The sequence below is a fragment of the Salinarchaeum sp. Harcht-Bsk1 genome, assembly GCF_000403645.1.
Taxonomy (GTDB): domain Archaea; phylum Halobacteriota; class Halobacteria; order Halobacteriales; family Salinarchaeaceae; genus Salinarchaeum.
Genome location: NC_021313.1, coordinates 444,942 through 456,838, shown reverse-complemented (window position 1 = coordinate 456,838; position 11,897 = coordinate 444,942). Strand labels below are relative to the sequence as shown.

The 11,897-nt window shown below is 60.8% G+C and carries 8 protein-coding genes; 4 read left to right on the top strand and 4 right to left on the bottom strand.

Annotated features, from left to right (window positions below):
* The first annotated feature begins 1 nt into the window (after position 1).
* The gene (rad50, locus tag L593_RS02230; RefSeq protein WP_020445289.1) at positions 2–2,671 is read left to right on the top strand and encodes a DNA double-strand break repair ATPase Rad50; all 2,670 of its coding nucleotides are present in this window, start codon (positions 2–4) and stop codon (positions 2,669–2,671) included.
* 81 nt (positions 2,672–2,752) lie between these two features.
* Here rad50 and L593_RS02225 read toward each other — a convergent pair whose 3' ends face one another.
* The 4 genes from L593_RS02225 to L593_RS02210 form a co-directional block, all read right to left on the bottom strand.
* A complete protein-coding gene (locus L593_RS02225; protein ID WP_020445288.1) occupies positions 2,753–3,181 on the bottom strand; it encodes a hypothetical protein in 429 nt (142 codons plus the stop codon).
* Between the two features lie 49 nt (positions 3,182–3,230).
* A complete protein-coding gene (locus L593_RS02220) occupies positions 3,231–3,578 on the bottom strand; it encodes a hypothetical protein (RefSeq protein ID WP_020445287.1) in 348 nt (115 codons plus the stop codon).
* Positions 3,579–3,696: 118 nt separating this feature from the next.
* Positions 3,697–3,876 (bottom strand): hypothetical protein, encoded by a 180-nt coding sequence (locus tag L593_RS02215; protein WP_201764643.1) that lies wholly within the window; start codon positions 3,874–3,876, stop codon positions 3,697–3,699.
* 246 nt (positions 3,877–4,122) lie between these two features.
* Positions 4,123–5,085 (bottom strand): NADPH:quinone reductase, encoded by a 963-nt coding sequence (locus L593_RS02210; RefSeq protein WP_020445285.1) that lies wholly within the window; start codon positions 5,083–5,085, stop codon positions 4,123–4,125.
* A 161-nt stretch (positions 5,086–5,246) separates the two neighbouring features.
* Between L593_RS02210 and L593_RS02205 the strand changes: the two genes are divergently transcribed.
* From L593_RS02205 to L593_RS02195, 3 genes are all read left to right on the top strand, one after another.
* Positions 5,247–8,030 carry a DNA-directed DNA polymerase gene (locus L593_RS02205; RefSeq protein WP_020445284.1) on the top strand — a complete coding sequence of 928 codons (2,784 nt, stop codon included), beginning with the start codon at positions 5,247–5,249 and terminating at the stop codon, positions 8,028–8,030.
* Between the two features lie 179 nt (positions 8,031–8,209).
* Positions 8,210–9,667 (top strand): DNA methyltransferase, encoded by a 1,458-nt coding sequence (locus L593_RS15210; protein ID WP_187292632.1) that lies wholly within the window; start codon positions 8,210–8,212, stop codon positions 9,665–9,667.
* A 93-nt stretch (positions 9,668–9,760) separates the two neighbouring features.
* Complete coding sequence (locus L593_RS02195) at positions 9,761–11,896, top strand: helicase HerA domain-containing protein (protein ID WP_049893784.1); 2,136 nt, start codon at positions 9,761–9,763, stop codon at positions 11,894–11,896.
* Position 11,897 lies beyond the last annotated feature (1 nt).

Sequence of the window (11,897 nt, the reverse complement as noted above, 5' to 3'; positions counted from 1 at the left end):
CATGAGGATCCAGCGCGTCCGCCTCGAGAACGTCCGGTGCTACGGCGAGGCCGACGTCGACCTCGAGTCCGGCGTCACCGTCGTCCACGGGCCGAACGGAAGCGGCAAGACGACGCTGCTAGAGGGCGCGTTCTTCGCGCTCTACGGCGCCCGAGCGCTCGACGAGACGCTCGAGGACTTCGTCTCGACCGGCGCCGACGACGCCGAGGTCGAGGTCTGGTTTGCCCACGACGGCGCCGAGTACCGGATCGAACGCCGCGTCCGAGCGACAGGCGAGCGTGCGACCACAGCGAAGTGTGTACTGGAGACGCCCGAGCACACGATCGAGGGTGCTCGCGACGTCCGGGCGTCGATCGCCGACCTGCTCAGGATGGACGCCGAGGCGTTCGTCAACTGCGCCTACGTCCGGCAGGGCGAGGTCAACAAACTCATCCACGCGACGCCGAGCGAGCGCCAGGACACCATCGACGAACTGCTCCAACTCGGAGCACTCGAAGAGTACCGCGATCGGGCTGGCGACGCCAGGCTCGCCGTGGAGGACGCTCTGGGTGAGGTTCGCGGCGAGGTCTCGGGGATCGAGGAGCAGATCGAGGAGAAAGAGGACGCCGACCTCCACGCCCAGTTGAACGAACTGGAGACCGACCTCGGCGAGGTCGAAGACGAGATCGACCACGTCGAAGCCCAGATCGAGCAGGCCGAGGAGACGAAGGCCGACGCGGCATCGGTGCTCGAGGAGTTCGCGGAGAAGCGCGAGGAGCTCGCGGAGCTGCGCGAGGGAATCGAGGAGAAGGAAGAGCAGATCGCTGGGACTGAAGAGACACGCGACGAACTTCAGGAACGGCTCTCGGAGTGCCGGAATCGACGCGAGGAACTCTCTGAGCGCCGGGACGAACTGCTCGCCGAGAGCGAGGTCGACGAGGCGGAGGCCGAGGCTGTGGAAGGGGCGCTGACGGCGGTCGAAGCCCGCGACGACGAACTGCGTGACGAACTCGAGGGACAGCGCCTCGCGATCCAGGAGCTCTCCAGCGACGCCGAGGACGCCGAAGCGGACGCCGATGAGTGCGAAGCCGAGGCCGAGGCCAAACGCGAGCAGGCCGCGGAACTCGAGGCAGAGATCGAGGACGACGAGGCGACCCTGGCCGAGCGCCGGGAGAGCGTCGAGGACCTCGAGGAGCAACTCGGCGATTTGCGTGCGCGCTTCGAGGACGCACCGGTCGAGCAAGCGGGGGCCGAGGAACACGCTGCCGAGATCGAGGGCGCCATCGGCGACGTCGAGGACCAACTCGCTGACCGCCGCGCCGATCGCGAGGCGGTCGTCGACCGCATCGAACGCGGCGAGGAACTCCTCGAGGAAGGCAAGTGTCCCGAGTGCGGCCAACCCGTCGAGGATTCCCCGCACGTCGACGCACTCGGCGAGGATCGCGAGCGGCGCGAAGCGATCGAGGAGGAGATCGAGGAACTGGACGAGCGTCGCGAGACGCTCGCCGAGCGGCTCGAACGGGCGGAGGAACTCGTCGACGCCGCCGAGGAGATCGATCGCCTCGAGGAGCGCCGCGATTCGGTGACCGAACTCCTCTCCGAACGCGAGACGACGATCGAGGACAAGCGAGCGCGCGTGGAGACGCTGCGGGAGGACGCGGAGCAACTGGAGGCGGACGCCCAAGCGGCCCGGGAGACTGCCGAGGCCAAACGCGAGGCCGTCGACGACGAGCGGCAGGCGATCGCCGAACTCAACCAGGAACGGCAGTCACTTCGGGACCGCGAGGAACGACTCGACGCCCTCCTCGAGGCCATCGAGGAACTCGCCGACCTCGCCGACGAGATGGACTCGCTCCGCGAACGCCGGGAACTCCTCGCCGAACAGAACGAGGAACGTCGTGAGACGCTCCGCGAGCGTCGCGAGCGCGTCGCCGAGATCGAGGACGCCTACGACGAGGACAGAATCGAGGAGGCCCGCGAGGACAAGCAACGCGCCGAGTCCTACCTCGAGGACGCGACCGAGGAACTCGAGGCGAAGCTGGAGCGCCGCGACGAGCTACAGAACCAGATCGGCCGCGTGAAGGCCGAGATCGACGAACTCGAGTCCCTCCGCGAGCGCCACGAGTCCCTCGCGGAGGAACGCGACGCCCTCGAATCGCTCAAGGCCGAGGCCGAGGAGCTGGAGGCGACTTACGGCGACCTCCGTGCCGAACTTCGTCAGCGCAACGTCGCCCACCTCGAACGGCTGCTCAACGAGACGTTCGAGCTCGTCTATCGCAACGACGCCTACGACCGCATCGAACTCTCCGGCGACTACGAACTCACCGTCTACCAGCGCGACGGCGAACCGCTCGCGCCGACGCAGCTCTCCGGGGGCGAGCGAGCGCTGTTCAACCTCAGCCTCCGGTGTGCGATCTATCGGCTGCTCGCGGAGGGGATCGAGGGCTCGGCACCGATGCCGCCGCTGATCCTCGACGAACCGACGGTGTTCCTCGACTCGGGCCACGTCGGCAAGCTCGTGGAGCTGATCAACGCGATGACCGATCTCGGCGTGGAGCAGATCCTGGTCGTCAGCCACGACGACGAACTCCTCGACGCGGCGGACGCTCACGTCCGGGTCCGGAAGGATCCGAGCACGAACCGCGCGACGGTCGATCGTGGCCCGCTCGACCTCGCGGCGCTGGACGACTGAGCCGTCCGCGGATCGGCTACCCCCGATCGGCGCAACCGCTGCGATCGACGGTCTCGATCGGCGCCACTCCCCCGATCGGGGCTACTCTTCCGATCGAAGCTGTTCGACTGCACTCGCCGCCAGTTCCGTCGCCTCGTAGCCTCGCTCGCCGGCGACGGTCGTCTCGGCGAGCAGGCCAGCGGCGACGAGTTCGGCGATCGCGCCGTGGAGGTCCGATTCACAGAGCGTAGTGGTATCGAGCAATTCGCGGACAGCGACTGCGTCGCGATCGACGATCGTGACGACGAGACCGAGGATTCGTTCGCTGTGGACGGCGGTGAGCAACCGGCGGACGGCTGGATCGATGCCTTCACTCGCCGTCTCGAGTGCCGAGGCGTCCTCGACTATCGTTAGCTCGGCGGCGTCGCGATAGGACTCCGCTCCCGTCGAGGGATCGCGAACGAGCCAGGAATCTGCGGACCGCTTGACCAGGAGGAAGCGTCGTCCGGACTCGTCCTCGACCGTGTTCATACCTGTTCGTGGCGTGGGTGCCGGGAAGCAGTTTCGGCTGGGGGACCCGCTACTCGGTGTACGATCGGACCTTCAGCACGGTTCGCGTCCCGGCCAGGAGGCCGAGCACCGCGAGTCCGGCGGCCAGCAAAAGTTGGCCACGGAAGTACGCCAACAGGGCCGCGAGCGTGAGCGAGACGAGTGCCACCTTGAGGAGCAACACGGAGGACCAGAAGACCTTCCGGACGTCGGCGGGGACCTCGGCGCCGGAGGGGAGGTCGTCGACGAGGTCCTCACCGGTACGAACGTCGAATTCCGGCTCTGCTTCGATCGCACCCGGATCCTCGGGCTCCTCGTCGTCGCGAAATGGCTCGTCCGGAACGGCCTCTCGCTCTGCTTCGGGCTCCTCTCCGAACACAGTGGACGTAGGACAGCACGCGAAATAAGCCACACGTTGTGGCAGTACGGGTCAGAGGGTGACCAAGGCCTGGGGTCACCATGGCAGGAAGGCGACGGCGATCGCCGGCACCGAGGGCTTACAGTGTCTCGTCCAGGGGCACAACCTGATCGGACTCGAGCCACGCGAGCGGATTGTCGACGTCGTAGAACACGATCCCGTCGTCGGTCTCGTACGTTTCGACGAAGTCGACGGTCTCCTCCGGCGGCCGCTCCTCGGGCTCGACCTCGGTGCCGTCGGACGGCGGGGTTTCTGGCATCGTCGTCACCTACCACCGAAGAAGAGGGAACCGAATAAAGCCCTTATCGCCACGCCCTCGGGCGGTTCTTAACCCTTCGGGCCGTTCGACCACTCCGGCCATATATGGGTTGTGGCCCGACGCCCGCTTGCGATTCGATTATCACGCGTGAGACGCGTCGGTGAGCCGACCGATAATCTCGCTCTCCAGAACGAGAACTATCGGTGCAGAGCGGCCAGGGTGGCCGTCTCGCCCTGGATCGGCCGATCAGGGCGTGATCGCGAGTTTCCCCAGGAACGAGTCGGTCATCACCGAGGTCTGGGCAGCCGCGGCATTCTCGAGTGAGTACGTCTGTTCGACCTCGACCGAGAGCGCACCGTCGTCGAGCAGGGTGGCGACGCGTTCCAGTGGCTCCGCCAGCCGTGGCGTGTTGAACATGCTCATGAACTGGAAGCGGAGGTCCTTGCCCCGGGCCGGACTGTCGTTCTCGAAGCCGACGACCGGGTCGTTCTCTCCGATGCCGACGACGCGTCCCTCGTGCGCGGCGACGTCGGCGTCGAACTGCAGGTAGTCGTCCAGCCGGTGGTCGAGCGTGACGTCGACGCCGCCGTCGCTCGCATCGCGTACGGCGTCCGCGAGGTCCGTTCGATCGTAGTCGAGGACGACGTCGGAGCCCAGGGACTCGAGCCGAGCGTGGTACCGGGGCGCCGCGGTCGTGACGACCGTCGCGCCGGCCGCCTTGGCGATCTGCACGGCGGCGTGTCCGACGCCACCACTCCCGCCGTGGATCAGGCAGTGCTCGGTCGGCTGGAGTCCGGCGTGGTCGATGAGGGCGCGCCAGGCGGTGACGGCGGCGACGCCCGCTGCTCCGGCCTCGACCAGGTCGACGCCGTCGGAGAGGTGCGCGACGCGATCGGTCGGCACGGCGACCCGTTCAGCGTAGCCACCGAGGTGGGCGCTTCCGAGCCCCGTCGCGATCGCGCGATCGCCGACGTCGAAGCCATCGACGTCGTCGCCAACCGACTCGACGACGCCGGCAGCGTCGACGCCCGGGATCATCGGCAGCGTGAACGGTTCGTAGGACCCCTCCCGGAAGTACGTGTCAACCGGGTTCACGCCGGCTGCGGCCACCGACAGGACCACCTCGTCGGCGTCGGGACTCGGATCCGAAACCTCGTCGACCTGTAACACCGACGCGTCGCCGTGCTCGTGGTAGCGGACTGCCTGCATAGCCGGTCGATTCGTCCAGGAACGGTATAAAGATCCGCGACGGAACCAACGAACGACCGGGGGGAGAACGGGCCACAGGGCGGTGGCACCGTCGGCTCGTCGCGACCCACCTCCGCGTCGGAACCCCGAGGTTTTTGTCGGGGCTCACCTACGCACTGACCATGACTGACGCGGGCCAGCAGGACCTCTCGTCCTGGGCCGATTCGGGCGAGGACGCACGGCCCGAGGCCGAGGCGGAGTACGTCGCCGGTGCGGACGACGGTGCGAGCGGAGACGTCGTGGACCCGATGGTCGAGACGCTCCCCGACGCCCAGGGGACGGTCGACCTCCGGGTGATGCAGGTCGACTACACCATCGAGGGCAGCGGGAGCGACGAGACGCCGATCGTCCACGTCTTCGGGCGAACCGCCGATGGCGAGCGCGAGCACGTCCGGGTCCGCGGCTTTCAGCCGTACTTCTACGTCCCGGTGGACTCGGTCGACCCCAACGAGCTCGCGACCTACGACGGGATCGTCGACTACGAGGAGGGAGGATTCGAATCCATTCGCGGTGACGACCTCCTGAAGATCTACGGTCGGACGCCACGGGACGTGGGGCAGGTCCGCGACGAGTTCGACCACTACGAGGCCGACGTGCTGTTCCCCAACCGATTCCTCATCGACCACGGGGTCGAGAGCGGCATTCGCGTCCCCGCTCGCAGGGAGGACGGTGGTGCGAGCACAACGGGAGGCGGCGCTGGCGCGAGCGACGGCGGCAATTCAGACGGCGTGAACGCGCCGATCACGATCCACCACGAGGAGGTGGAGCCAGTCGACGTCCTCGCCGAGCCCCGGGTCCACACGCTGGACATCGAGGTCGACGATCGGAGCGGGTTCCCGGAGGACGGCGAGGAGCCGATCGTCTGTCTCACGACCCACGACTCCGTTCGCGACGAGTACGTCGGCTGGGTCTTCCCCGGCGAGGACGCCGAGTGGGGCGGCGACGTCGGCGACCTCGACTACGACCCCATCACCGACGACGCAGCGGTCGAAGTCCGCACCTTCGAGAGCGAAGCAGCGATGCTCGACGCGTACCTCACGTACGTCGAGGAGACCGACCCGGACGTGATGACCGGGTGGAACTTCGACGACTTCGACATGCCCTACGTCCTCGACCGGCTGGAGGAGGTCGGTAGCTGGCCCGACGTCGACGAGGACCTCTCGATCGAGCGACTCTCCCGCGTCGACGAGGTCTGGCGTTCGAACTGGGGCGCGCCGGACGTCAAGGGCCGCGTCGTCTTCGACCTGCTCTACGCCTACCAGCGCACGCAGTTCTCGGAACTGGATTCCTATCGACTGGACGCGGTCGCGGAGGAGGAGCTGGGCGTCGGCAAGGAGCGCTACACCGGCGACCTCGGCGACCTCTGGGAACAGGACCCCGAGCGGCTGCTCGAGTACAACGTCCGCGACGTGGAGCTGTGCGTCGAACTCGACCGCAAGCAGGACGTGATCGCGTTCTGGGACGAGGTCCGCACGTTCGTCGGCTGCAAACTCGAGGACGCGACGACGCCCGGTGACGCCGTCGACATGTACGTCCTCCACAAGGTCAACGGCGAGTTCGTGCTGCCCTCGAAGGGCCAGCAGGAGAGCGAGGACTACGAGGGCGGCGCGGTCTTCGATCCGATCACGGGCGTCCGCGAGATGGTGAGCGTCCTCGACCTGAAGAGCCTCTACCCGATGTGCATGGTGACGACGAACGCGTCGCCGGAGACGAAGGTCGATCCGGCGAACTACGACGGCGAGACGTTCGTCGCGCCCAACGGGACCCACTTCCAGAAGGAGCCGGACGGCATCATCCGCGAGATGGTCGACGAGCTGCTGAGCGAGCGGGAGTCGAAGAAGGCGGCCCGGAACGAGCACGATCCCGACTCGGCGGACTACGACCGGTTCGACCGCCAGCAGGCCGCCGTGAAGGTCATCATGAACTCGCTGTACGGCGTGCTGGGCTGGGAGCGCTTCCGCCTCTACGACAAGGAGATGGGCGCTGCCGTCACAGCGACCGGCCGCGAGGTCATCGAGTTCACTGAGGAGGCGGCCAACGACATCGGCCACCAGGTCGTCTACGGGGACACCGACTCGGTGATGCTGGAACTGGGCGGTGACGTCTCCACGGAGGAGGCCATCGAGCAGTCCTTCGAGATCGAGGAGCACATCAACGGCGCCTACGACGAGTTCGCGCTCGAAGAGCTGAACGCCGAGGAGCACCGCTTCCAGATCGAGTTCGAGAAGCTCTACCGACGATTCTTCCAGGCGGGGAAGAAGAAGCGCTACGCCGGCCACATCGTCTGGAAGGAGGGTAAGGAAGTCGACGACGTGGACATCACGGGCTTCGAGTACCAGCGCTCGGACATCGCGCCGATCACGAAGGAGGTCCAGCTGGAAGTGATCGACATGATCGTGCGCGGGGAGCCGATCGATACGGTGACCGATTACGTCCACGAGACGATCGATCGATTCAAGAACGGCGACGTGGACCCCGTCGAGGTCGGCATCCCCGGCGGCATCGGCAAGCGCCTCGACAACTACGACACGGACACCGCGCAGGTCCGCGGCGCGAAGTACGCGAATCTCATGCTCGGCACGAACTTCGATCGGGGGAGCAAACCCAAGCGGCTCTACCTCGAGGACGTCCACCCCGAGTTCTTCCGCCGACTGGAGAACCAGCGCGGGTTCAACCCGCAGGAGGACGACATGTACCTCCAGTTCAAGCGGGACGTGGAGGCCGGGGACGGCGTCATCTGCATCGAGTACGCCGACCAACTCCCCGAGGAGTTCGAAATCGACTGGGAGAAGATGCTCGACAAGACGCTCAAGGGCCCGATCGAGCGGATCCTGGAGGCCCTGGACGTGTCGTGGGAAGAAGTCGAGAGCGGGCAGGAGCAGACTGGGCTGTCGGGGTTCATGTAGGGGTCTGTCGCCCCGCGGATTTGTCCCAGTGAACCGGCCGCATCGGAAGGGCAGGTGTTTCAAAGTCAATTCTACGAATTAGCAACCGGCCACGAGATCTCACTAGTTACTTCTAAGGCCAATGTTTTTCAATGGTGTCGAGGAAATCCTGGCATGAAGAAGTACGCTCTCGTACGATTATGAGTATTGAACGAACCTCGCCAAGTGAGCGGAATGGCCGGGAATACGAGAATGAAGCATTTATGCAGGCTCTCAAGGCTGAAGAAGGATCTTTGACTACTGGAGAGGTGGCCACAAAAGTCGGCTGTGCCCAATCGACTGCCTGGCGGAGATTAAGCCAACTTGCGGATATCGGTGCAGTTGACCGTCACGGTGAGGAGCTGCCCCTAACCTGGGAAGCTCGACTATATGTCCCCTGGACTAACGTCTCAGATCTGCCAGTCTCCTGGCGAAATGCACCCCGGGGGTGGGGTAATCCACTTCATACGATTGCGCCATATATTGGTGGTTTTCCGCCTGCACTGGCCCACTATTTTATTAAGAGGTTCTCGGATCCAAGCGATGTAGTGTGTGATCCTTTCGCCGGGGGCGGTACTGTTCCATTGGAAGCAATTCTTAACGACCGTGACGGGTGGGGAAGTGATGCATTTGAGTATGCAAGTACACTCACGCAGGCGAAGTGCAATCCTATGTCGACTCCGGAATTCGAGGATTATATCGATCATGTATTAAAAAAGGCTGAGACAATTGACTCACCACTTGAACTTCTTAATGATGATCGGCCACCAGTGTTCTTCTCCGATTATACCCTAAAGCAGCTACTTGCCGTGAGAGAGGTACTTCGTGACGAAGAAACCGGCGAGGCAAATTATTTGAATGCCATAATCTCGGGCGTACTGCACGGTCCTTCTGAGATGTTCCTTTCCCTCTCCACCCGGGACACATTCTCTGGTTCGGTCGATTATGTTCGAGATTACGCTGAGAAACACGATCTCGAACGGCCAAATCGAGAGATACGTACATCGGCGATGACAAAGCAAGAACTGGTATCAGAGGAACTGGATGCCCTCCCTGACGATGTATCCACTTGGATAGAAAAATCTGATTGCAGGGATTTGCCTTTCCCGGATGGCAGTGTTGACCTCTTGCTGACTTCACCACCGTACATGCGTGTATTGGATTATTCCTGGAATAATTGGCTCCGACTCTGGTGGCTTGATGCCGACCGAGAATCTGAGCGAGAGGAATTGACAATCACAGAGAGCGAACGTAAGTACAAGGAGTTTGTCCGAGGCACTCTTATGGAGATCGAACGGGTATTAACAGACGACGGTTATGCGGTCATTGTTGTCGGGGATGTCCGTAAGGTATTGGCAAATCGCACAGAGTATTTTAACACAGCGCAGTTATTCGCCGAAGAGGCGGTTGAACATACAGACTTAATCCCGCGGCGTGTTCTCAACGACGAGTACGACCTTGACACACGGAACTATGCCATGACAAATCAGCTACGATACGAGTACAGCAAGGACGCGAAGGAGGAAAAGGCAATGAGCAAACTCGACCGCTGTCTAATCCTGTCGGCACATCAACAACCATTGCCAGCGTCAGATAGTATCAACGTTCCTTGGGTCTGAAGGAAGTCGACAGCTGTCTATCGATTTATTGGCTTAGCTGATTGGAGACTTGAACGGGAAGAAATTAGTGGGTAGGTTCCTTTTCCAAAAGCAATGAGTTCCGGCAGTGGTTTTAGCCTTCCTTCACGCACTGAGATGTCTATTGATCAGCTGCTTCAAGATGCAGACCACGTCGGTGGTGTATTTTCTACAGGGTACGAAAAATGCAATATTCTAACGAACGACAAGTGGACACAGGATGCCGGTGGTCTCCCCAAACATACGCTGCTCATCGCACGTCCTCTTCTTGAGGGAGATGAGATTGTAGCAGAAGAAGACGTTCAAAACGCCCATCGTCTTCCAGAGGAGCCAACGCAATTTGAGCGCCCCGACCCATCAGATACGGGATCAACTCATGCTCTTCTACTACGAGTCACAGAGCCAGCCGATATCCCTCAAGAAGGACGACTTCGCACAAATCGTTTTGATGCGATGCGGGAGGCAATCACTGGTGATGGAGGTGGAACGCCGTCCCCTGAGGACTTCGTTGACGTACTCACTCGACGTGAGATGCAATACTCGGGTGTTCAAACGAAGATTCTCGGTACCTTTCATCAAACAACGAATAAAGATGGTGAAGAGGAACTGACTCTGACAAGTGATGTTCAGACCTTCTTCTCAGCCGGTCACTATGTTGTCTATAAACCCAAAGATGACGCACTCCAGTGGATAGCGAGCTATCCGACAACCGCCGACAACAATCCTGTAAAACTAGGGAATGTCCGCTATACAACGACGGATATCTGGGGGGATCATGATGATGTTGGCATGTATTTTGATGTTGATGAATTTATTGGTGCCAAAACTGCTGTGTTCGGAATGACTCGGAAGGGGAAATCAAATACGATGAAAATTATCGCAGGGGCCATAGAAAACCATGATTCTGGGATAGGTCAACTCATTTTTGATCCCAGTGGCGAATACGCTTATACAAACGACCAGGATAGAGAATGTGCTCTTGGGGAACTATATGATGAATCGGGGAAGATTTCGACGGTATACAAATTTGCAGCTGAAGAGGAATCCGATCGGTTCCGTCCGCTTCGGACAAATCTCCTATCTCGGTCCAATCTGGATGTTGTGAAAGAGTATGTGCGGCGAGAACTGCTCGGAGAAAATGCGGACTATATAGGTCGTTTTCTATCAACAGAAATCAAGAGTCCTTCCGAAATCGAAGAATTGGAGGGTGGTGACCGGAATCGGCATGAATGGCGGTTAAGTGCATATATAGCTGTCATTTCCAAGGCAATAGGAGAGGAGGCTTATCCGGAGGGGAGTGACGCCACTGAGTACATCTCTGTAAACGATGACGTTCTTGATGAAATTAACAGTCACGCGAGGGAAAATCATGAGAAGAATGAATATCATGGCGTTCCGCTCGGGTATTATCAAGGAACCAATACATTAGTCGATTTTTGGGAGGCAGTTGCTCACAACACAGATGAAATTAATGATGCACATTCGGGTGATGGAGATTGGATTGATGATGAACTGGATAATGTCCTTGAGATGTTGCGGGTTTCTGGAAGTCAGAGTGGTTACCAGAAGCTAACAGATCTCCGGAAATACCACAACCCCGATCGGGATGAGGACGTGGCACAAGAGATCTACGACCTGCTCGCAGATGGTGAGATGGTTATCGTCGACATTTCCAATGGTTTGGAGAAGGTAGTCACGTCTGAGAAGGAACGTATCGTAGGAAAACTTCTTGATGAATCAATGGAGCGGTTTCGAGATGCTGAACCTGATGAGGAGTTACCGAAGATTCAGGTATACCTGGAAGAAGCCCATCAGCATTTTGAGGAGTACAGGGAGAACGAAAGTATGAATCCGTTTGTTACGCTCGCCAAAGAGGGAGCAAAATTTGAGATTGGAATGGCCTATTCTACGCAGGAGGTAACCAGTGTTGATGCACGAGTTCGTGCGAATACAGCAAACTGGATTGTAACTCATATCAATAGCAAACGCGAAACAAACGAGTTGAGTAAGTACTACAACTTTGAGGATTTCGCTGAATCAATTCGTAATGTGGAGACTGTTGGCTATGCTCGCGCTAAGACATATTCCGGCGAACATATTGTTCCGATCAAGGTCTCGATGTTCGACACTGAGTGGGTGAGGAATAACACCCAGTTCGGAGTGAAGAAGGATGGTGAGTTTATCGTTTCCCGGCCCGCGGATAGAGACTGAT